The organism is Dactylosporangium fulvum (assembly GCF_025137375.1).
In the GTDB taxonomy this organism is placed as follows: Bacteria; Actinomycetota; Actinomycetes; order Mycobacteriales; family Micromonosporaceae; genus Dactylosporangium; species Dactylosporangium fulvum.
Window position 1 is genome coordinate 3145833 of the sequence record NZ_CP073720.1, and the last position, 23879, is coordinate 3169711.

The window sequence follows — 23879 nt, forward strand, 5'->3', positions numbered from 1 at the left end:
TGGTCAGACGGTGGCGGCTGCGCCGCCGCGGAGTTTCGCGGCCGGGCCCGTGACGGCCGTGAGAGCGGCAGCGAGGGTGTCGACGAGGTGGTCCACCTGGGAGTCGACCAGCCCCGGGTGGCAGGGCAGGTTCATGTGCCGCTCGAACCAGAGGTGTTCAGCGACCGGGCACTCGCCGGGGCCGTGCCCGCGGAAGCGCCATTCCGGAGTCAGGTGGAGCGGAAAGTAGCGCAGCTGTACCTCGACGCCGCGCTCGTCGAGTTCCCGCAGCAGCGCGTCACGCATGTTCCGATCGTGTGCGAGGAAGGTGTAGAGGTGGTACGCGTGGCTCACGCCCCGCGGCGCATAGAGCGGTTGGGCCCCGGGGAACGCCGCGACGACCTCGTCGAGCCGGCCGGCGATCAGCCGGCGACGCTCCACCAGCTCATCCAGCCGGTCCAGTTGCGACAGGCCGACCGCCGCCGCCGCCTCGGACAGCGTGGCGTTCGTGCCGGCGTTGCGGATCCGGGCGCAGGCGCGGCCGTAGATCTCGTCGGAGAACATCATCCAGGGCAGTGCGCCGGGGATCTCCTCGGCGTCGCTGTGGTGGACGTAGTCGCCGTCGACCGTGTTGTTCCGGTATCGGCTCACCCGCTTCGCCCAGTCGTCGCGATCCAGGGTGATCATGCCGCCCTCGCCGAGGGTGGTGATGTTCTTGGTGGAGTGGAAGCTGAACGTCGCGATGTCGGCCAGCGAGCCGGGTCGGCGGCCGTGGTAGGTGGCGCCCAGCGCGTGGGCGCTGTCTTCGATGACCGGGATACCGCGAGGACGGGCAATCTTCATGATCGCGTCCATGTCCGCCGGGCAGCCGCCGTAGTGGACGAGGATCACGGCCCGTGTCCGGTCGGTGATCAGCGACTGCAGCGCCGTCGGGTCCATGTTCAGGGTGAGCGGGTCGATGTCACAGAACCTGACCTCGACGTCCTTGTCGAGCAGCGGCTGGATGCTTGCCTGGAAGGTTTGCGGTGTCACCACCACCTCGTCGCCCGGTGCCAGGTCCAGCAACCGGATGGCGATTTCGAGGGCCACGGTCCCGCTGGTCACCGACAGGGCGTGCCGGGCGCCGACGTGACGGGCGAAGGCCTGCTCGAACGCCTCCCGCCACCCCCCGGCGGAGAGCGTTGCGTCGGAGGAGACGAGTCGCGCCAGAACGCCCAGTTCGCGGTCGCCGATGACGCTCCCTCGACGACCGCTGGGCACGACGTAGCGTTGCTGCATGCGGAAGTACCCCCATGACGGACGGGCGTCCCGCGTGATGCGGGACGTTGGCTGATTGGTGCGCGCCTGACAGGCCGGAGGGCCCGAGCATGGCAGGAGAGCCGAGTCCGGCCGGGCGGTGCACTCGGGCCGGGCCGGCTCGGTCAATCGCTGGTCCCCAGGCGCTGGGCGAGTTCCGCCGCGAGCGCCCTCTTGTCGACCTTGCCGAGTCCGGTCAGGGGGAAGACGTCGATCACCTCGATCCGGTCCGGCAGCTTGAACTCCGCCAGTCCGCGGGCGCGCAGGAGCCGCCTCACCTCGGGGACGGCGGGCGGTTCGCCGTCCAGAACGACGAATGCGCAGACCCGTTCGCCCATGACCGCGTCGGGCATCGGGACCACCGCGGCCTGCTGGATGCCATCGTGCGCGGCGGTCAGGTGCCCTTCGACCTCGGTGGCCGAGACCTTGTCACCGCCCCGGATGATGACGTCCTTGATACGGCCCTGGACCACCATGTCCCCGTCGTCCGTGAAGCGCACAAGGTCGCCGGTGCGATAGAAGCCGTCCTCGGTGAAGGCGCGGGCGTTGTGTTCCTCGGCGCGGTAGTACCCCCGCAGGGTGTAGGGGCCACGGGTCAGCAACTCGCCGGTCTCGCCCGGGCGCACGGGCCGGTCCTCGGTGTCCACCACGCGGATCTCGTCGGCGGGCGAGATCGGGCGGCCCTGGGTCGTGAGCACGCGGTCGAGGGGGTCGTCGTAGCGGGTGAAGGTGAGCAGCCCTTCGGCCATCCCGAACACCTGTTGGAGCCGGCAGCCCAGGGCGGGCGTGATGCGTTCGGCCACCTCGGGGTGGAGCTTGGCACTGCCGATCTGCAGGACAGACAGGCTGCTGAGATCCCGTTCGCTCCAGCGGGCGGCGTCCAGCCACATGTGGGCGACGGTCGGCACGCACGAGGTGATGGTGACCCGCTCCCGCTCGATGAGCGCGAAGCACTCGTCGGGGTTCGGCGTTTTGGCCAGGACGACCGTTCCGCCCGCACTCAGCGTGCCCAGCACACCCGGACATCCCCAGGTGAAGTTGAACTCGATCGGCAGCACCGCGAGATAGACCGTGTCGCCGTCGAGCTCGCAGATCTCGGAAGCCGCGCGGATCTGGTAGGCGTAGTCGTCGTGAGTGCGCGGGATCAGCTTGGGGAGGGCGGTCGTGCCACCGGACAGGAGGAAGAACGCGGCGTCACCCGGATCCGCGCCGAGCGGCGCGTCTTGGACGGGGGTCGGGGCAGGCGTGCTCGACAGCTCGTCGAGGGAGCTGTGCGGGCCGGGATCGCCGGCGACGAACACCTCGCGCAGGCTCGGGACGGAGGTGCGGACCGCCTGGGCCAGTTCGCGGTGGTCGAATCCTTGGTGGATGTCGGGCACCACGTAGGCCACGGCGTCGGAGTACCCGCAGAGGTGGCCGATTTCGTGGCGCCGGTGCGCCGTGAGCGCGAAGACGGGTAGCGCGCCGAGCCGGAAGAGACCGAAACAGACGGCGACGAACTCCGGGATGTTGGGCAGCTGGACCACGACCCGCTCGCCTCGGCGGATGCCCCGCGACGCGAATCCCGCCGCCAGCCGGTCGGCCCACGCGTCGAGCTCCGCATAGGTGAAGCGCCGGTCGCCGCCGACGAGGGCCGTCCGGCTGCCGTACGCCCGCGCCCAGTCACGCAGCAGCTTCCCGAGCGTCTCTCCCCGCCAGAATCCGGCTTCCCGGTACGCCGCTGCGGTCGCTTCCGGCCATGGAACGCATCCGTCCAGCATTCTCGGTCCTTTTCTCCAGTCATTGAAATCAACGGCTTCTGGGTTTATGGCCTGGGTGATGGTAACTGAGTGGTATGGGCGAGGGAACCATCGTCATTTGGTCCTTTAGGGCGTGCGTTAACGCCTCAATAGCCCTTCTTAAGGACTGTTTTAGGGGGTGTCGTCTACGGTTGGTCCCGTCGATTCACAGACGGAGCCGGATGGCGTGGTGCGGTCAATTGGGTAATCTGAACGTAGTTCCAAGGAGTAAGCCGGAGCTGCAGCAAGAGCTCGCGGAGCGCCTCGGTGTCAGCCCCTCGGACGTGGCCGAAGACGCCAATCTTCGAGATCTTGGCCTCGACTCGATCGGCGTCATCGGCATCGTGTCGCGCTGGCAGCGAGACGGTCTTCGCATCGAAATCGCGGAATTCGCTGCGGCGCCCACGCTGAAGTCGTGGTGGAGCCTCATATCCCGGTAGTTGCCGGATCGTCCCCCGCTAAAGGGTGATCATTTCAATCTCGGGAAGCCATGGAGACGTGATGGAATTCGGTGTGAATTTCTTTCCGGTCGTCGATCCGGCGAAGAAGAGTGCGAGCGACTACTTCGACGAGTGCCTCCGGCTCGTGAGCCTGGCCGAGAACCTCGGCTTTGAACACGTGCAGTGCGTGGAGCACTATTTCTCCCCGTACGGCGGTTACCTGCCGGACCCCGTCACGTTTCTCGCCGCGGCGGCCGCGCGCACCAGCCGGATTCGCATCTGCACCGGAGCAGTCATCCCGGCCTTCACGCATCCGCTGAAGCTCGCCGGCAAACTCGCGATGTTGGACAACCTCTCTCACGGCCGGCTGGACGTGGGCTTCGGACGGGCCTTCCTGCCGCAGGAGTTCGAGGCGTTCGGGATCGACATCGACGAGAGCCGGGCGCGCTTCGACCAGGGCGTCGAAGTGTGCCGCCGACTGTGGTCCGAGCGGGATGTGGTCTGGGAGGGCACCTTCCAGCAGTTCGGGCCGGTCACCATGCTCCCGGAGCCGGTGCAGAAGCCGCACCCGCCTATCTTCATCGCCTCCGCCATGAGCCAGGAGTCGTGCGTCGCGGCCGGCCGAGCCGGCTACCACCTGCAGGTGGTTCCGTCGGTGACCTCCCGCGAGCAACTGCAGTCGATGCTGAGCGGCTACCGCGAGGCGTGGCGGGAGGCAGGGCATCCGGGCCGCCCACGCATTCAGATCAAGTACACCTGCTACGTGGCCGAGGACCGCGCGGTGGCTCTGGCTCTCGCCGAGACCTTCGAGCTGAACTATGTCGAGAACATGGCCCAGGCGGTGGCCAGCTGGGGCCGCGCGCGCAGCGACGCGTACCGGGGCTACGAGCAGTTCGTCGAGAAGGTCAAGAAGTACGACTTCCGCAGCTCACACGCCGACAACAAGGTGCTGGCCGGCACGCCGGACGAGGTACGCGACCAGATTGCCGTGCTCATCGACTGGTTCGGCGCGGATCCCACGCTCAGCCTCCAGTTCAACCCCGGCTACATCGCTTACGGGGACGCCGAGCGCGCCATGCGGCTCTTCGCCGAGCACGTGATGCCCGCCTACGTCGGCCTGGAGCACGCGACGTGACGGGGATGCCCGACGCCGATGTGGCGGTGGTCGGACTGGGCGCCTGGGGCTCGTCAGCTCTGTGGCAGCTGGCCGCACGGGGCGTGCGCGTGCTCGGCTTCGAGCGGTACGGCCTGGGCCACCCCTTCGGCGCCTCGCACGGCGGCAGCCGAATGTTCCGCGTCACGTGCCTTGAGCACCCGGGTCTCGTACCGCTGGCCAAACGGTCCCGGGAGCTGTGGCGACAGCTGGAGATCCTGGCCGGCCGTGTCCTGTTCGATCAGGTGAGCGCCGTGCTGATGGGCCCGGCCGACGGGCACATCGCGGGAGGCTCGCTGCGCGCCGCCCGTGAGCACGACCTGCCGGTGGACGTCCTCGACGCCGACGACCTGGGCCGTGCGTTCCCGCAGCACGTCGCGTTTCAGGACGGCGACATCGGCGTCCGCGAGCCGGAGGCCGGCCTGATCAGGCCGGAGGAGGCCGTTCGGGCCGCCGTCGGCGCGGCGGCCGCGGCCGGCGCGCGGGTCTTCACCGACACCCGCGTCAACGCCGTCGAGCTGACCGCGAACGGGGCGGTGGTCCGCACTCCTGTCCGCGACTTCCACGTCGACCAGGTCGTGGTGGCCGCGGGCCCGTGGCTCGACACGCTGGTGCCCGGTCTGCCGCTCGAGACCGTGCGCGTCCCGCAGACCTGGTTCCGTCCGGTCGGCGACCCCGAGCCGTTCACCCTCGATCGCCTGCCGCCCTTCATGCGGGAGCTCGGTGACGGCGGCGCCATCTGGGGCCATGGCTCCCGCGGTCACGGCGACGTCAAGCTCGGCCTGGAGGATGGCGGAAGCGCCTTCAAGGTCACTCCCGCCGACGACTGCGACCGCGGCGTCACCCTCGAGGACTGGACCGCAGTCGCCGGCGTGCTGGCCGGGGCGGTGCCCGGCATGGGCGCCGCGCCGTCGCGGACGGAGATCGGCATGTTCACCCGCACTCCGGACAAGCAGTTCCTCATCGGCCGCCCGCACGGCGATCCGCGTCTGGTCATCGGTGGCGGCTGCAACTTCCATGGCTTCAAGCACTCCACGGGCATCGGAGAGGCGCTGGCCGACATCGTCGTCGGCCGGCAGACCAGCGTTCCGCTGGACTTCACCGATCCCAATCGATTCTTGTGAGACTTCGCCGGGAGAGAGTCGCAAGCATGCCCGCTAGGGATGAGGCACGTCTGCCGCTCATCGGGGCCCAACTCGGTGTGTGGTACGCCCAGCAGATCGACCCGGTCAACGCGGCCTACAACACGGCTCAGTTCGTCGAGGTCGAATCGTCCGTCGACGTGGCCGGGTTCGCTCGGGCGCTGCGGTACGCACTTGCTGAGACGGACGCGCTCAACGTGCGGTTCACCGTGTCCGACGGCGGGCCCTGGCAGCTGCCCGTGCCGCCGGCCGATCCGGGGCCGGACGTGGTGGACCTGAGCGCTGAGGCAGACCCGGCGGGCGCGGCCGACCGGTGGATGCGCGAGGACGCCGCGACCGTCGTCGACCTGGTGCGCGGACCGCTCTTCCGCAACGCGCTGCTGGTGCTCGGGCCCGGCCGGTTCCGTTGGTACCTGCGCTGCCACCACACGCTGCTCGACGGGTACGGCTTTCAGCTGCTCGCCGCGCGCGTTGCCGACGTCTACACCGCCCATGCGGCCGGCGAGGAGCCCCGCCCACGCTGGTTCGGCACCCTCGACGACCTCGTCGGCGCCGAGGCCGAGTACCGGTCGTCCACGGACTTCATGACGGATCGCGCGTACTGGGTCGAGCGCATGGCCGGCGCTTCGGACGCTGCCACCCTCGCCCGGCGGTCCTTCAGCGGTCCGTCGGTGACCCCGGTGCGTACCGGACCCGCCCAGGTTTTCGAGACAGCCAGGGCTCCGCTCGCCGTTGACCGCGCCGAGCTGGTGATCGCTGCGCTCGCCGGTTATCTGCACCGCATGACGCAGGCTGAGGACATCACCATCGGTGTGCCCACGGCCGGCCGTTGGGGCATCGCCGCCAAGACCCCTGGCGTACTGGTCAACGTGTTGCCGCTGCGGCTGGTGGTATCGCGTGACACCACCGTCGACGCCCTGCTGCACCAGACCGCTGACCGGCTGCGCGAGCTCCGCCGTCACCAGCGGTACCGCAACGAGGACGTCCTGCGCGACCTCAGCATGGTCGGACGGCAGTTGAACGGGCCGCTGGTCAACATCAAGTACTACGACCGTGAGCTGGACTTCGCCGGCAGCCGGGCGACCGTCGTCACCGTTGCGTCCGGACCGATCGACGACCTCTCCCTCATCGTCGGCGGCGACCAGGCGTCCGGTGAGCTCACCGTCGCCTTCGAGGCCAACGCCGCACGCTACGGCGAGGCGGAACTGGCGGGCCACCACCGGCGGTTCACCGGCTTCCTCGCCGCCTTGGCCGAAGCGGATCACGACACGCCGCTCGCACGCATACCCCTGCCCGTCACGGCGCTGCCATCCGCTCGTCCCCGCCAGGTGTCGGCACCGCTCGGCGCAACCCTGTACGAGGCGTTTGAGGCACAAGTGGTACGCACGCCCGATCGCACGGCGGTGACCAGCGGCTCGACCCAGATCACGTACCGCGAACTCAACGCACGCGCGAACCGCCTCGCACGGCTGCTCCTCCGCCGGGGCGTGGGTCCCGGACGGCTGGCCGCCCTGGCTCTGCCCCGCGGCGCCGGCCTGGTGACCGCGTTGCTCGCCGTGCTCAAGACGGGCGCCGGTTATCTGCCGCTCGACCCGCAGTATCCCGCCGAACGGCTGCGCTTCACGCTCCAGGACGCGGCCCCGGCTCTGGTGCTGTGCGACGCATCCGGCGCCGACCGGGTCCATGGCGGCGCCGACCTCGTGCTCCTGGACGACCAGGCGGTCGCCGCTGAGCTGAGCGGGCTCGCCGACGCGGATCTGACCGCCACCGAACGCCCGGCCGGCGCCGGGCCCGGAAGTCCGGCCTACGTCATCTACACCTCCGGTTCGACCGGCCGGCCCAAGGGCGTCGTGGTCACGCACCACAATGTTCTCCGCCTGTTCCAGCAGACGGATCACTGGTTCGGCTTCAGCGCCGACGACGTCTGGACGCTCTTTCACTCCTACGCGTTCGACTTCTCGGTGTGGGAGATCTGGGGGCCGCTGCTGTACGGGGGGCGGCTCGTCGTCGTGCCCTTCGATACGAGCCGGTCGCCGGTCGACTTCCTGCGGCTGCTCGTCCAGGAGCGCGTCACCGTCCTGAACCAGACCCCCTCGGCCTTCTACCAGCTCATCGCGGCGGACCGGGAACGCCAGGACCTGTCCCGGCGCCTGGCCCTGCGTTCTGTCGTCCTGGGCGGCGAAGCGTTGGAGACGCACCGCCTGGGGGACTGGTACGCGCGCCACGGCGACGACGCACCCCGTGTGGTGAACATGTACGGCATCACCGAGACCACCGTGCACGTGACCTACGCAGCGCTCGACCGCAGGACGGCGCGTGCCGCCCGCGGCAGCGTCATCGGTGTGCCGATTCCGGATCTCGAGGTGTACGTGCTGGACCATGCACTGCGGCCCGTGCCTGAGGGCGCCACCGGCGAGATCTATGTGGCCGGCCCGGGTCTGGCCATGGGATACCTCGGACGCCCCGGCCTGACGGCCGAGCGCTTCGTGGCCAACCCGTTCGGCGGTGCCGGCGAACGGATGTACCGCACCGGCGACCTGGCGTGCATCCTCGACGACGGTACCCTGGCCTACCTCGGGCGCGCGGACAGCCAAGTGAAGATCCGCGGTTTCCGTATCGAGCTCGGTGAGATCGAGGCCGCGCTCGAAGGCCATCCGGACATCGCACAGGCCGCGGTTGTCGTGCGCGAGGACCGGCCGGGCGACACACGGCTGGTGGCGTACGCCGTGCCGGTTGCCGGGACGCGGCCGGACGCCGCCGAACTGCGGGGGCACGCCGCGCGCGTCCTGCCCGCCCACATGGTCCCCGCCGCCGTCGAACTGCTCGACGCGCTGCCGTTGACCGCCAACGGCAAACTCGACCATCGGGCCCTGCCGGCACCCGATCTGCCGGTCACGCCGGGCGACCGGATCCCGTCCGAGGGCACCCGGCGCGACACCACCATCGCTGCGCTGTTCGCCGAGGTCCTCGGTCTTCCCGCGGTCGGTGTCCGCGACAACTTCTTCGACCTCGGCGGCAATTCGTTGCATGCCGCCAAGCTGATCAGCCGCATCCGGGCCGAACTGGGTGTCGAACTGCCCATCGGCGCGCTGTTCGAGAACCCCACGGTGGCGTGGATCGCCGGCCTCGTCGGGGACGCGGACTCGACCCTGCCCGCCCTGCGGCCGGAGCCGCGGCCCGAACTGGTGCCCCTGTCCTTCGCCCAGAGCAGGCTGTGGTTCCTCAACCAGGTCGAGGGCATGTCCGGCACCTACAACGTGCCCCTGACGATCCGGTTGTCGGGCTGGCTCGACGTGGACGCGCTCAGTGGCGCGCTGGGCGACGTGGTCGCCCGTCATGAGAGCCTGCGGACGATCTTCCCGCAGCTCGCCGGTGTTCCGTACCAGCAGGTCAAGGCCGCCGCCGACAGTCGGGTCGAGCCGATCGTCATCGATTGCCGGCCTGAGGAGCAGGCGGAAGGGGTGCGTGCAGCGCTTGTCGAGGGCTTCGCGTTGGAGCGCGAACTGCCCCTGCGGGCGACCCTGTTCCGAACCGCACCCACCGAGCACACGCTTCTGGTCGTGATGCACCACATCGTTGCCGACGGTTGGTCCGTCAGGCCGTTCGCCGACGATCTTGCCGTCGCCTACGCGGCCCGGTGCCGAGGTACGGACCCCGTCTGGCCGGGTTCCCTGCCGGTGCAGTACGCCGACTACACCCTCTGGCAGCGCCGGGTGCTGGGCGATGAGCGGTCCGTCGACAGCCGCATGGCCCGGCAGCTCGCCTACTGGACCGAGCAGCTGGCCGGCCTGCCCCAGGAACTGCCGTTGCCCACCGACCGGCCCCGCCCGCTCGCGGCCAGCCCAGAGGGTGGCACCGTCGGCGGCCGGATCGGCGCCGATCTCCACGCCCGGCTGCTGCGCCTGGGCCGGGATCGTGGCGCCACGCTCTTCATGGTGCTCCAGGCCGGTCTGGCCGCCCTCCTCAGCCGCCTGGGCGCGGGGGAGGACATCCCGCTCGGCACCCCCGTCGCGGGCCGCCTCGACGAAGCGCTGGACGACCTTGTCGGGTGCTTCGTCAACACTGTCGTCCTGCGCACGGACACATCCGGTGCACCGACGTTCCACGAACTCCTCGACCGGGTCCGCGCCACCGACGTGGCGGCCTACGAGCACCAGGATCTGCCCTTCGACCGGTTGGTCGAAGCACTCAACCCGACCCGGTCGCTGGCACGGCACCCGCTCTTTCAGGTGCTGCTGGCGTTCCGCGAGCCGGCGCGAGAGGTCGCGGGCATGCCCGGACTCACCGCCCGTGTCGTGCCGTTCGACACCGACACCTCGCGCTTCGACCTGTCCTTCGTGTTCGCGGAGACGTACGGAGAGGTCCGGGCGCCGGGCGGGATCGACTGCTCGTTGCAGTACAGCGGCGCCCTGTTCGACCGCGAGACAGCGCAACGGTTGCTGGCCCGCCTCGTGCTGTTCCTGGAGACAGCGGTCGACACCCCGGATGTCCCTGTCGGTCGACTCGGCATTCTCCTGCCCCGGGAGCGCGAGGACCTGCTGGAGGGGTGGCAGGGGCCGCGCCGCGAAGTCGAGGACGCCACCGCTTCCCAGCTCTTCGAGGCGCAGGCGGCGGCTGTGCCGGACAAGACCGCCGTCGTCTTCGAGGGCGTCCGGTTGACCTACGCCGAGCTCAACGACCGGGCCAACCGGCTCGCCCGTTACCTCGTCGCCCAAGGCGTGGGGCCGGAGCAGGTAGTGGCGCTGGCGGTGCCCCGCTCGCTGGAGATGGTGGTCGGCATGCTGGCCATCTTCAAGGCGGGAGCGGCTTACCTCCCCGTCGACCCCGACTATCCGGCCGACCGCATCCGCTACATGGTCGAGGACGCCGAACCGGCGCAGGTGCTGACGACCACCGAGGTCGCTCACCTGCTCGCCGGCTCGTCCGCTTGCGTCGTCATCGACGAGCCGGCGACCGAGGCCGTCGTCGCCGCCATGTCCGCCAAGGACGTGACGGACGATGAGCGCGTCATCCCCCTCCTGCCCGCGCACCCCGCATACGTCATCTACACGTCGGGTTCGACCGGTCGGCCGAAGGGCGTGGTCGTCTGCCACACAGGTGTCCCCAGCCTGCTCGCGAATCAGGTCGAACGGTGCGCCGTCGGCCCCGACAACCGGGTGCTGCAGTTCGCCACCGCGAGCTTCGACGCGGCCTTCTGGGACGTCGCCATGGCGCTGTTCACCGGCGGCACCCTGATCCTGGCGCCCGCCTGGCGCCTGCTGCCCGGTCCCGACCTCTCCGAGCTTGCCGCCGTGCACGACATCACCCACGTGACGCTGCCGCCGTCGGTGCTGGCGATGCTCCCCGTGGAGGGCGGTCTGCCATCGACCACCACGATCGTCGTGGCCGGTGAGGCCACTCCGGCCGACCTGATCGCGCGTTGGTCGCGCGGCCGACGGATGGTCAATTCCTACGGGCCCACGGAGATCACGGTCTCCTGCGCGATCAGCCCTCCGCTGACCGCCGCCGGGGAGCTGCCGATCAGCCCGCCATCGGTCAACACACGGCTGTACGTCCTGGACCGGAACCTGCGGATGGTGCCGCCGGGCGTGCCGGGCGAGCTGTACGTCGCCGGCCCCGGCACGGCCCGAGGCTATCTCGGTCGTACCGATCTCACCGCAAGCCGCTTCGTCGCCGACCCGTTCGGTCCGCCCGGCACCCGGATGTACCGCACCGGTGACCTCGCCCGGTGGCACTCCCAGGGCTGGCTGGAGTTCCTGAGCCGCGCCGACGACCAGGTCAAGATCCGCGGGTTCCGCGTCGAACTGGGTGAGATCGAGTCCGTGCTGACCTCCCGCGACGACATCAACCACGCGGCGGTGGTGGTCCGCGAGGAACGCCCTGGCGACCGGCGACTGGTGGCCTACGTGACGGTCGCCGCGGCGGCCGCGGAACCGCGGAACCTGAGGGAGTCGCTGGCCGCGACGCTCCCCGACTACATGGTGCCGGCCATCATCGTCGAGTTGGATGCGTTGCCGCTCACTCCCTCCGGGAAGATCGACCGGATCGCGCTGGCCGCCCGCCCCGTGTCGTGGACCTCGTCCACCGCGTTGTACGTCGCCCCCGGCGACGGGCTGGAGCGCCACATCGCCGACGTGTGGTGTGCCGTGCTGGGCCTTGCACAGGTCGGCGCCCAGGACAACTTCTTCGACGTCGGCGGACACTCCCTGACCCTGATCGCGGTGCAGAAACGGCTGGTCGACGAGCTTGCCCGCCCGGTCGCGGTCGTCGACCTGTTCGCACACCCCACGGTGGCCGCGCTGGCCGCGCACCTGAGCGCGGCCGTCGTCGGCGCCGAGCCGCCGCCCCGGAGCAGCGGCGTCGACCGGGCCCGGCAGCGGGCCGGGCTCCAGCACAACGCCCTGGCCCGGAGGGCCGCCAACAAGAACGGAAAGGGCACACAGCGCAATGCCTGACGACTCCCGCACGGTGCGGGATCTGGACATCGCCATCGTCGCCATGGAGGGCCGCTTCCCCGGCGCCCGCAACGTGGAGGAGTTCTGGGCCAATCTGCTGGCCGGCGAGGAAGCGATCAGGCCGATCAGCGACGAGGAGTATCTGGCGTTCGGCGGTGACCCGGCGGCGCTCGGCAACCCCTACCTCGTCAAGGCCGCCTCGGCGATGGACGACGCCGACCTGTTCGACGCGGACTTCTTCGGCCTGCGCGCCGAGGAGGCCGAGATGATGGACCCGCAACAGCGCATCTTCCTGGAAGTCTGCCACCACGCGCTGGAGCAGTCGGGCCACGACGCCGACCATTTCAACGGAGTGATCGGCGTCTACGGTGGCGCCAGTCAGAGCCGCTACTACATGTCGCACGTACGCCCCCGTTTCGACGAGTCGGTCGAGCCACTGCGGGCCTGGTCGGCGTCCATGGGCAACGAACCCGGCATCTTCGCCGCCCGCATCGCCTATGCGCTGAACCTGACCGGACCCGCGCTGACCGTCCAAACGGCCTGCTCCACCTCGTTGGTCGCGATCCATCTCGCCTGCCAGGACCTGCTGTCCTTCCGCTGCGACCTGGCGCTCGCCGGCGGCTCGTCGATCAATCCGGGTGCGCGGCGCGGCTATCGCTACACGCCCGACGGCCCGTTCTCGCCCGACGGCCATGTCCGGGCCTTCGACGCCGGTGCTGCGGGCATGGTGCCCGGCGATGCCACGGCGGTGGTCGTCCTGAAGCGGCTGACCGAGGCGGTGGCCGCCGGCGACCGCATCCGGGCTGTGATCAAGGGCACCGCAATCAACAACGACGGCAGCCGTAAGGTCGGCTTCACCGCGCCCAGCCCAACGGGACAGAGCGAGGTCATCCTCGACGCCCACGCGGCCGCCGAGATCGACGCCAACACCATCGGCTATCTGGAGGCCCACGGAACGGGCACCCCGGTCGGTGATCCGATCGAAGTTGCCGCGCTGACCCAGGCATTCGCGGAAACCACGCGCCGCACAAGCTTCTGTGCGCTGGGCTCGGTCAAGAGCAATGTCGGGCACACCGACGCCGCCGCGGGCGTGGTGGGCCTGATCAAGGCCGCCTTGGTGGTGGAACACGGCCAAATCCCACCGACCCTGCACTACACCGCGCCCAACCCGCTCATTGACTTCGACGCTTCGCCCTTCCGCGTCAACGACCGGCTCACCGAGTGGCCGGCGAGTTCGACGCCGCGGCGGGCGGGCGTGAGTTCGTTCGGCATCGGCGGTACGAACGCCCATGCGGTCCTGGAGGAGCCCCCCGCCGTCCCGCGGTCGGAACCCAGCGACGGTTGGGTTCTGCTGCCCTGGTCGGCCAGGTCCGCCGAGGCGGCCGACCGGCTCGGCACGTTGCTGGGCGATCATCTCGCCCGTACACCCGGACTCGCGCTCGCCGACGTGGCGCACACCCTTCGCTCGGGCCGCCGGCTGTTCCCGCACCGCCGTTTCGCGGTTTGCCGGGACCGGGGCGATGAGGTGACCCGGCTGAGCGCTCCGCATCACCCCGCCCCACCGGTCGACGACCTGGCCGAACGGCCCGTCGCGTTCCTCTTTCCGGGCGGCGGAGCGCAGTACGAGGGCATGGGCCGCGGCCTGTACGAAACCGAACCGGTGTTCCGGGAGGCGTTGGACCGCTGCGCGGCCATCCTGCGGCCCGTTCTCGGCTTCGACGTGCGCGCCGCCATGCATCGTGGGGAGCACGGCCCGCGGTCGAGCCTGCTGCCCGGACTGGTCGCGACCGAGTACGCCCTCGCCACCCTGCTGATGTCGCAGGGTATCCGGCCGAACGCGTACATCGGACATTCCGCGGGGGAGTACACGGCCGCCTGCCTGGCTGGTGTGATCTCCCTGGAGGAAGTGCTGCCCCTGATCGCCAAGCGGCAGTGGCTCCTGGAGCGAGCCGGTGGCATTTCGGTGAGTGTCGTGCTCGGTGAGCGGGACCTCGACGACCACCTCACCGACCGGGTCTCCCTGGCCGCCGTCAACGCACCCGCCCTCTGCACCGTATCGGGGCCGGTGGAGGAGATCCGCGGGCTGGAGCTGCGCTGGGACGCCGACGGGGTCGAGTATCACCGGGTCCACTTCCCCAGCGCCGTGCACTCCTGGCTGCTGGAATCCATCCTGGACGACTACGCGTCCGAACTCGCCCGGGTCACCCTCCGCCCCCCGGCGCTTCCCTTCGTCTCCAATCTCACCGGCACCTGGATCACCGACGAGGAGGCCACCAGTCCCGAGTACTGGCTGCAGCACACCCGCCGAACAGTGCGTTTCGCCGACGGGCTGGCGCAGCTCTGCGCGGACCGGAACACCGCGCTGGTGGAGGTCGGGCCGGGCCGGATCCTGACCCGATGTGCCCAGCTGACGTTCGGCGACTCCGTGCCGACGGTGGAGACCATGCGCCATTCGCGGGCCGACCAGCACGATCAGCAGGTGCTGCTGACCGCGGTCGGTCGTCTCTGGCAGCTCGGTGCCCGGCTGACGCGCGATGAGGAGAACCACCACGAAGGTCGCCGCGTCCCCCTGCCCGGCTACCCGTTCGAGCGCAAGCGGTACTGGCTGGACGAGGTCCGCCCCGGCCGCACCGGAGGTGGCGTCGCCCGGAGCGCGCGGGACCTTGCCGAAGCGGAACGCGAGCTACGCCGCGACACCGCGGTGACCACGGTGTCGGCGGGGGTGCACGCGGACTTCGACCGGCTCGCGGCCCTCCGGGCCACCGACTTCCTGCGCGCGTCCGGCGTGAACACCAGGCCGGGAAGCACGTACACCCACGCGGACCTTGTCGACCGTCTCCGGCCGGCCGGGCCGTACCGCAAGCTGCTCGACGCCATGCTGCGCATGCTGGTCGAGTCGGGATTGCTGGTTCGTGAAGGGGACGTCCTGCGATTTGCCGGGAACGCCGACGACGCCGCGGAGCGGGCCCGGCTCGCCGCCTCCGTCACGCAGCGGCATCCCTCGCTTGCGAAGGACCTGGAACTCCTCGAAACCTGCCTGGCCGAGTGCGCGGAGGTGATGCGCGGCAAGGTGAACGGCGCCGCGGTGCTGACCCCCGACGGGCGCACGGATCTCACCGCCGCCGTGGTTGAGGCACACCTCGGCGAGGGCGACTTCGGCCTGTACCGGACACTGCTGGCCGAGCACGTCGCGGAACTGGCGCGTGCGGCGCGTGGCCGGCCGTTCCGGATTCTCGAGGCGGGCGCCGGACGAGGTTGGCTGACCTGGCCTGTGGCCGAGGCGCTGCGGGGCATTCCCGGCGTGGAATACCACGTTACCGACCTGGGACGGTCGTTCGTGCTCGAGGCCGAGCGTGAGGCCGAGCGGCGCGGGATCGACTTCATGTCCTTCGGGACGCTCGACATCGGAAAGGCCCGCAACCCGGACGCATTCAGCGGCGGCTTCGACGTGGTGCTGGCCTTCAACGTCCTGCACATACCCGCTGACCCGTACGAATGCGTTCGTCATGTCCAAGGGCTTCTGGCCCCCGGCGGTCGGCTGTGCGCCCTGGAAACGGTACGGATGCCCTGGGCCTCGGAACTGTGCGTGGGGCTGCTGCCACAGTGGTGGGCCTTCGCGGACGACCTGCGGCGGCACTCGCCGATCATGTCGGCGGACCAATGGCGGGCGCTGCTGGCCTCGACAGGGTTCGAAGAGGTCCAGGTCCTCAGCGACGAACGGGCCGAGCGGCCGCTGATCCCGACCGCGCTCATCGTCGGCCGCCGTCCCGCGGCGGCCGTCGCCGGTGAGACCGGCGTCGCGACGTCCGTGCGGCCGGTACAGGAAATCGCACCGGTGCTGAAGACACGGCCCGCATTGGAAGTCGCACACCGCAGCCCCGCAACCGACACCGAACGCGTTGTCGCCCGGCACTGGGAGGAGATCCTGCGGGTCGAGGGCATCGGGGCCGACGACAACTTCTTCGACCTGGGCGGGGAATCGTTGCTTGCGTTGCAACTGGCCCAGCGACTGGGGGAAGAGCTCGGAGTCGAGATGCGGGTCAAAAAGCTCATGGAGAAGCTCACCGTTGCGGCGATGGCCGCCGAGGCCGATGCGCTCCGCGGCACCGGGGGCGAAGCCCGGCGTCCCGGGATCGTGCCGAGTGCCCGCCGTGGTCGGCGCGCCGGCTGACCATTCGCCAACTGCACCGCCGAAGTCCAGTCCGACATGAATCACCGGCACAGCGCCGGGTGCCAGTCGCCAAGGAGTACACCTTGTCCACTTCGACGAGCGAGAAGCAGGAACCCGGAACCGACGTGCGGGCGGCATCCGAGGAGGCGGCCGACGCTCTGGAGTTTCCGGCCACCTATGCCCAGCAAGGACTGTGGTTCTTCAATCGCCTGAACCCGCGCAGCGCCTTCTACAACGTGTCGATGGTGCACCGGCTCACAGGTGAACTGGACGTGCCCGTGCTCCGGGCCGCGCTGCACGACGTCGTACAGCGGCACGAGGCGCTGCGCACGACCTTCCGCGAGCACGAAGGCGGCCTGCGTCAGCTCGTCGCCGATGCCGTTGACGTACCGCTGCCTGTGCACGCGGCGGTGGGCTCTGCGGACGACGGGACGCCCGTGCTCGAAACGCCTGCCGTGCGCGAGCAGGTGACCGCGCTCATCCAGGCGCCCTTCGACTTGGAGCAGGGTCCGCTGCTGCGCGCCGCCCTGGTGCGCGTCGGACCCGACGACCACCTCTTCGTCCTGTCGATGCACCACATCGTTGTGGACGGCTGGTCGCTGGGCATCCTCCTGCGCGAGCTGAGCGAGGCGTACCGGGCCCGCCGGGCGGGGGAGGCTCCGAACCTGCCCGAACTGGCCGTTCAGTACGGCGACTACGCGGAATGGCAGGTGGGGCACCTGCGCGGGACGGCACTGGAGGACGGGCTGTCGTACTGGCGCGAGCGACTGCGCGGTGACCTGCCCGAGTTGCACCTGACCACCGACCACCCGCGTCCCGAGGCCCGCTCCTTCGCCGGTGCCCGACTCGACTGGACCTTCGACGAGGACCTCACCGCCCGGCTCAGGCAGCTGTGCCAGACGGAGGGCGTCACGCTGTACATGGCGCTGTTCGCCGGGGTCGCCGCCATGCTGCACCGCTACTCGGGTCAGGAGGACTTCATCGTCGGGACGCCGATGGCGGGGCGCGACGATGCCCAGACCCAGCCGCTGATCGGGTCGTTCGTCAACACACTGCCGATGCGTGCGGATGTCTCGGGCAACCCGCCGTTCACCCGGCTCCTGAACCGGGTCCGGGAGATGAGCCAAGGCGCCTACGCGCACGACGACATCCCGTTCGAGAAGATCGTGGAGGACGTTGCACCGCAGCGGGGCATCGGTGCGAACCCGCTCTTCCAGGTCACGTTCGCGCTGCAGAATTACGAGCTCGGCGGCTTCGAACTCGACGGCATGCGTGCGGAGCGCATCGCCGTCGAGGAGGGCACCGCGCGATTCGACCTGGAGGTGCACTGCTGGGACGATCCGCACCGCTTGCGCGGCGCCTTCGTCTACAGCACCGACCTGTTCGACCGCAGCACGATGCAACGCATGGCCGCACACCTCACGCGGGTGTTCGAGGGTGTGCTGTCGGACCCCTCCCGGACGATCGGCGAGCTGCCCCTGCTCACGGCGGACGACCATCAGGTGCTGGACGCGGTCGGCGGTCTGGAGTCGGAATTCGATGCCGGGGCCACCGTACTGAGGCGCTTCTCCGCCCAGGTGGCGGCCCGTCCCGAGGCGACGGCTGTGCGCGCGCCGGATGCCGTGCTGTCGTACCAGGGGCTCGCAGCTCGCGTGAGAGCGCTGGCGGCCCATCTCCGAAGCGCCGGGCTGACAGCGGGTGCGCGGGTCGGCGTATGCCTTGATGCCCCGGACGACCAGCTGCTGGGCACCCTTGCCGTCTTGGCGGCAGGGGGAGTCTGCGTGCCCGTGAACCCGGGCGACGACCCGGCCCGGCTGCGCCGCACGGCTCGTCGCACGGGGCTCGCCGTGCTGCTCACCCGGGGCAGCGCGCCCGACGACCGGGCCGACGGGTTGACGACGGTCGACTTGCGCGCAGTGCACCTGGACGAGGCCGGCCCGCCCGCCGCCGAGGCACCGGCGGAGCCCTCCGGTGCCGCCGCCGCTCTCGTGCTGGATGTGCCGGGCGGCCCGCTCGTCCTCGACCATGCGGGGCTCGCCGGCCGGCTCGGACGCCTGGCCGGGCTGTCCGCGCTGACGCCCGGTGACCTCGTCGCCCGGCACACTACCTGGGGCCGCGAGCATGCTGTCTGGGAGACGCTGCTTCCGATCTGCCACGGGGCGACCCTGGTCGCCGCCGACGGAGCGGGCGTCCCCGCAGACGCCACCGTGGTGATCGCCGCCGACGCGGAGCTGTCCGCGATCCTCGCCGCGGACGTTCAGGCAGTGTCGCCGCGTGCGCTGCTGTGCCTGACGGCCATGCCCTCACCCGCCCTCGTCCGGCGCTGTCGGGACCGATTCGGGTCCGCGGCGCGCTGGGTGTACGCGACCCCTCAGGCGGGATTGACCGGTGTCGCCGAGTCGCGTCCCTCGGATGAGACCGTGTCGTTCACTCCCTTGTGCGCGCTGCGGGTGCTGGATGCGCGTGGACTTCCCGTCCCGGTCGGTGTCGCGGGCGAGGTGTACGTCGGCGGTCCCGGTCTCGCCCGTACCGCCGCCGGCAACGCCGTCGCGGCGTCGGCTTCGAGCAGTGACACCGGCAGGATCACCGCTGCCGGGAAGCTGGAGGTCCTCGGTCGGCGCCCCGGCACCGCCGTTGTCTGCGGTGTCCCCGTCGATCTCGGCGAAGTGACCGCCGCGATCCTGGCCGAGCCGGCGATCGCTGACTGCACGGTCTTGGCCCGCCGCTCGACCGCCGGGCACGCCGAACTCGTGTCCTACGCCGTCCCTCGCGGCAAGGTGACGGCGCAGCGCGTCGAACAGGCCGCCCGCGCCGGCCTGCCCAGCGGAATCGGCCTGTCGGGCGTCGTGTTCGTCACCGCCCTGCCGCATACCCCCGGCGGCGGCGTGGACGCGTCCGCGCTCGGTGAACTGCCGGTGCTCGACGACGAGCTGGCCGGCGCGTGGGAGCAGGCGCTGTCCGAGCGAGGCATCCCGGCGGTCGTGGTGGTCACCGGGAACGAGCCGGCACCGACCACCGACGACTTCGTCAACCTGCGGGCGCTCGCCCGGGACACCGAGATCGAGAGCGTGCAGGCCAGGAGCGCGGGCACGGCAGAGCATCCGGACACGCCCGCGATCAGCAGCGGCGGGCCCGCCCTCGACCCGGGCGCGGCGAACCTGGCCGACGTGCTCCGACGGGTCGCCACTGACCCGGCCGCCAGGGACATCGTCTACATCTCCGCGGACGGCGAGGAGGACCACCAGTCCTACGCTCTGCTGCGTGACGAAGCGTCCCGGGTGCTCGGCGGTCTCCGCGCGCTGGGCGTCCGTCCCGGCGACAAGGTGATCCTGCAGTTCGCGGACAACCGTGACTTCGTGACCGGACTGTGGGCATGCATACAGGGCGGCTTCGTCGTCGTCCCGCTCGCCGTGTCGCCGACCTACACCGAGGACACGGCCGCCACCAGGAAGCTCGCCGGCGCCTGGTCATTGTTGGCGGGCCCGCTGCTGTTCACGGACCGCACGCTCGCCGGCCCGTTGCGCGGGCTGGCCGATCGGCTGGGCTGGCATGACCTCCGCCTCGCCGTCCTCGACGACCTGCGCGACGGTCCGCAGGACCTCGACGTTCACGAGTCCCAGGGCGACGACCTGGCCCTGCTACTGCTGACCTCCGGCAGCACCGGCCACCCCAAAGCGGTCGAGTTGCGTCACCGCAACGTCTTGGCCAGGACGGTGGCCGCCGTGCACGTCTACGAGCTGACCACGCGGGACGTCTCGTTCAACTGGATGCCGCTCGACCACGTCGGCGGAGTCGTGATGTCCCACATCCGCGACGTGTTCGTCGGCTGCCGGCAGATCCAGGCCCCGACGCAGTGGGTACTGGCAGAACCCCTTCGCTGGACGGCCAAGATGGCTGAGCATCGGGTTACGACCACATGGGCCCCGAACTTCGCCTTCGGCCTCATTGCCGAGCGCTCGGCCGCACTCGCCGGGCAGAACTGGGACCTGAGCGCCCTGCGCGTCATCATCAACGGCGGCGAGGCCATCGTTCCCCGCGTAACCCGGCGCTTCATGCAGGCGCTGGCCCCGCTCGGTCTGCCCGCCACCGCCATGCGCCCGGCATGGGGCATGTCGGAGACGTCGTCCGGCGAGGTCGACGACCGGTTCGACCTGGCGACGTCCGACGACGACGACAAGTTCGTCTGCGTCGGCGCCCCCTTCCCGGGATTCACCATGCGGATCGTCGACAGCGACGGCGCTGTGGTGAGCGAAGGGGTGCCCGGACGGCTCCAGGTCCAGGGGTCAGCCGTCACCTCCGGATATCACCTCAATCCCGAGCAGAACGCCGCGTCGTTCACCGCGGACGGCTGGTTCGAGACCGGCGACCTCGCCGTGCTACGCGACGGCAAGCTGACGATCACCGGGCGGGCCAAGGACGCCATCATCATCAACGGCCACAACTTCCACAGCCACGAACTCGAGGAATGCGTGGAGGAGCTGGACCAGGTCGAGCGATCCTTCACCGCGGCGTGCGCAGTGCGCACCGCGGGCAGTTCCACGGACGAGCTGGCCGTGTTCTTCTGCCTGAAAGACGGGGTGACCGAGGCCGAGGCGATTACCTTGATCCGCGCCCGGCTCCTGCGCGAGACGGGCGCCCAGGCCACCTACCTGGTGCCCGTCACCCGGGACCGCATCCCCAAGACCGAAATCGGCAAGATCCAGCGCACCCTGCTGCGTCAGCAGCTGGAGGCCGGGGACTTCGCGGCGGACCTCCGGCGAACCGGAGCCGGCCCGGACGACGGTGCGACGATGCCCAACTGGTTCCACCGGCCGGTGTGGCGGCGGGCCGCCGCCGGGCCTCGCCCCGTCGCGCCGGAAGCGCACCACACCCTGTTGTACGCCGACAGCCAGGGCGTGGCCGACGCCCTGGCCGGCCTGCTGCGCGACCGTGGCGAGCGCTGCACCGTCCGGCCAGCCGGTGCCGGGCAGACACCGGAGGTACATCGGGAGAACGACACTGCCGACCGTGTTGTCCACCTTGTCGGCTACGCCCCGTTCGGGGAGCTGCCGAGCGATACGGAGGCGCTTACCGCGGCCTATCACGCGGGGCCGCTGGCGCTCGCGGGGCTCATCGGTGCCGTGGTCCGCGCCAACCCGGCGGAACGGCCGGTCGCGCTGACCGTCGTGGCCTCCCACAGCCAGTGGTTGCGTGACGGTGACCGGGTGATGTGTGAGCGGGGCGCCGCCGTCGGCGTGGTGAAGTCCGTCGACCAGGAGTACGACTGGCTGCGGGCCACCCACATCGACGTGGAACCGGAGGAACCCGCGCGGCTGGCTCGGCGGATCCTGGACCTGCTCGACTCGGCCGGCAACGAGCCCGAGCAGGCACTGCGGGACGGGGAGCGCTGGGTGCGCCGTCTCGAACGGCTTCCCGCAGCTCCGCCGGCGACGTCCGGTCTCCGCCCCGGCGAACTTGTCGTCGTCAGCGGTGGCCTCGGCGGTGTCGCCGCCGAGACGGCCGCCCATCTGCTGTCGGCCAACAGCGCGCGCCTTCTGCTGCTCGGCCGGACCGTGTTGCCGGCCGAAGACGCTTGGGACGAGACGCTGTCCTCCGGCGGTCTGATTGCCGAGCGGATCGCCGTCCTCCGTCGGCTGCGCGCCTTGGGCGAGGTTCACTACGTGGCTGCCGATGTCACCGACGAGGCGGCCGTGCGCGCGGCGATCCAGGACGCCGAGGCCCGCTTCTCGCGGCCGGTCACGACCGTCCTGCACCTCGCCGGGCAGTTCCACGAAGCGCCGGTGACCGATGCGGGCGCGGCCGACTGGGCGGACGTCACCCGGGCCAAGGTGCTCGGCGCCGCCGTCCTGCACCACCTGGTCAAGGAGCGGCCCGAGATCCGTTTCCTGTCCTACTCCTCGGTGAACGGGTTCTTCGGCGGCGCCAACGTGTCCGGCTACGCCGCCGCCAACGCCTTCCTGGACACGTTGGCCGTCCACCAGTCCACCGCGCACGGCATGCGGGCCCAGAGCCTGGGCTGGACCATGTGGGACGAGCTGGGCCTCAGCCGCGGTTACGCCATGAAGACCTTGACCGAGGCCCGCGGCTACCGTGCCATCACCGCAGAACAGGGCGTCGTGTCGGTGGACGTCGCCCTGCGGCACAGCACGCCGCAGATCCTGATCGGCCTGGACCACACCGCGCCGTGGGTGGCCGGCCGGCTGCTCACCGCCACGGCCCCGCTCCACCGGCTGGTCGGCTACCGCACCGCCGGCGCCGCGGAAGACGGCTGGAGCGATCCGGGCCTCGTGGACCGTTACGGGACCCGCACCGACTGCGCGTTCACCGTGGTGTCCGAGCTGCCGGTGACCGAGAGCGGAGAGGTCGATCGCCGGCGCCTGGCCGAGGCGGGCGCCGTCGGAGCCGCGGTCGACCACCGTCCGCGCAACGCGGCCGAACGGACCATCGCCGCCATCTGGTGCGAGATCCTGGGCCTGCAAGAGGTCGGCGTTCACGACAACTTCTTCGACATCGGCGGGCACTCCCTGCGCGCGGCCATGTTGCTCAGCCTGATCCGTGCGGAGCTGGGTGTGGATCTGACCATCGCCTCGCTGTTCGAGAACCCCACGGTCGCCGGCCTGGCCCGGCAGCTCGATTCGCTGACCGCGCAGCAGAATCCTCTTGCCGTAGTGTTGCCGCTGCGCCGTGAGGGCGAAGCCGCACCGTTGTTCTGTCTTCACCCCGGGGGCGGCATCAGCTGGTGCTACTCCGGCCTGCTCGGCGGCCTGCCGGAGCGGCATCCGGTCTACGGCATCCAAGCGCGTGGGCTCGACGGCGAGGAGCCGCTGCCGGCGACCCTGGACGCGATGGTCGACGACTACACGGCGCAGATCCGGGCCATCCAGCCGACCGGCCCCTATCACCTCCTCGGCTGGTCGTTCGGGGGCGTCATCGCCCATGCCATGGCAACCCGGCTGACCGCCGAGGGCCAGCGGATCGGCCTACTGGCTGCGATCGATGCCTGGCCTGCGGACCCGCTGCTCGACCCGGTGTTCGGCGACGACCTGAACATCGAGAAGGAGATGCTCGGCGCTCTGCTCGCCGACGCCGGATACGAGGGGGACGTCGCCGGTGAGGACCTCACCCGTGCTCGCGCGCTGCAGATCCTGCGCAGTGAGGGCAGTCCGCTCGGCAACCTCACCGAGGAGAGCATCACGTCGCTCGTGACCATCGCGGCCAACAACATCAAGCTGCGCCAGGCCACGCTCGCCCCGTACGACGGCGATCTGCTGCTCTTCCACGCGGACGGGGACGACCGCGACGTGGATGCGGTGACGCGCAGCTGGCAACGGTTCAGCACCGGCCGGATCCACAACCGTCCCATGCCCTACGGCCACAACAGCATCATCCACCCCAAGCCGTTGGCCGAGATCGGCATGTTCGTTGGGAAGGCGATGGCGGGCGGATGACGCGCCCGGCGGAGGAG

The 23879-nt window shown here is 70.4% G+C and carries 8 protein-coding genes; 6 read left to right on the top strand and 2 right to left on the bottom strand.

Annotated features, from left to right (window positions below):
• Positions 1-3 precede the first annotated feature (3 nt).
• Positions 4-1257 carry a DegT/DnrJ/EryC1/StrS family aminotransferase gene (locus tag Dfulv_RS14535; RefSeq protein WP_259863485.1) on the bottom strand — a complete coding sequence of 418 codons (1254 nt, stop codon included), beginning with the start codon at positions 1255-1257 and terminating at the stop codon, positions 4-6.
• 143 nt (positions 1258-1400) lie between these two features.
• A complete protein-coding gene (locus Dfulv_RS14540; protein ID WP_259863486.1) occupies positions 1401-3035 on the bottom strand; it encodes a (2,3-dihydroxybenzoyl)adenylate synthase in 1635 nt (544 codons plus the stop codon).
• 302 nt (positions 3036-3337) lie between these two features.
• Here Dfulv_RS14540 and Dfulv_RS14545 point away from each other — a divergent pair, with 302 nt between their 5' ends.
• The 6 genes from Dfulv_RS14545 (at position 3338) to Dfulv_RS14570 (ending at position 23862) form a co-directional block, all read left to right on the top strand.
• Positions 3338-3493: a phosphopantetheine-binding protein gene (locus Dfulv_RS14545; protein WP_259863487.1), complete on the top strand. Its 156-nt coding sequence runs from the start codon at positions 3338-3340 to the stop codon at positions 3491-3493.
• Between the two features lie 61 nt (positions 3494-3554).
• A complete protein-coding gene (locus Dfulv_RS14550; RefSeq protein ID WP_259863488.1) occupies positions 3555-4628 on the top strand; it encodes an LLM class flavin-dependent oxidoreductase in 1074 nt (357 codons plus the stop codon).
• 5 nt (positions 4629-4633) lie between these two features.
• Complete coding sequence (solA, locus tag Dfulv_RS14555) at positions 4634-5770, top strand: N-methyl-L-tryptophan oxidase (protein ID WP_259863489.1); 1137 nt, start codon at positions 4634-4636, stop codon at positions 5768-5770.
• 26 nt (positions 5771-5796) lie between these two features.
• Positions 5797-12243, top strand: a complete 6447-nt coding sequence (locus Dfulv_RS14560) for a non-ribosomal peptide synthetase (RefSeq protein ID WP_259863490.1) — start codon at positions 5797-5799, stop codon at positions 12241-12243.
• The gene (locus tag Dfulv_RS14565) at positions 12236-16414 is read left to right on the top strand and encodes a type I polyketide synthase (protein ID WP_259863491.1); all 4179 of its coding nucleotides are present in this window, start codon (positions 12236-12238) and stop codon (positions 16412-16414) included. The genes Dfulv_RS14560 and Dfulv_RS14565 overlap by 8 nt, the downstream gene beginning before the upstream one ends.
• An 83-nt stretch (positions 16415-16497) precedes the next feature.
• On the top strand, positions 16498-23862 hold the full coding sequence (locus Dfulv_RS14570; RefSeq protein ID WP_259863492.1) for an alpha/beta fold hydrolase: 7365 nt from the start codon (positions 16498-16500) through the stop codon (positions 23860-23862).
• The last annotated feature ends 17 nt before the right edge of the window (positions 23863-23879 follow it).

Bases quoted from the DNA above. Each gene is read 5' to 3' on its own strand.
- Dfulv_RS14535 (WP_259863485.1), bottom strand. From the start codon at position 1,257: ATGCAGCAACGCTACGTCGTGCCCAGCGGTCGTCGAGGGAGCGTCATC.
- Dfulv_RS14540 (WP_259863486.1), bottom strand. From the start codon at position 3,035: ATGCTGGACGGATGCGTTCCATGGCCGGAAGCGACCGCAGCGGCGTAC.
- Dfulv_RS14550 (WP_259863488.1), top strand. From the start codon at position 3,555: ATGGAATTCGGTGTGAATTTCTTTCCGGTCGTCGATCCGGCGAAGAAG.
- solA (WP_259863489.1), top strand. From the start codon at position 4,634: ATGCCCGACGCCGATGTGGCGGTGGTCGGACTGGGCGCCTGGGGCTCG.
- Dfulv_RS14560 (WP_259863490.1), top strand. From the start codon at position 5,797: ATGCCCGCTAGGGATGAGGCACGTCTGCCGCTCATCGGGGCCCAACTC.
- Dfulv_RS14565 (WP_259863491.1), top strand. From the start codon at position 12,236: ATGCCTGACGACTCCCGCACGGTGCGGGATCTGGACATCGCCATCGTC.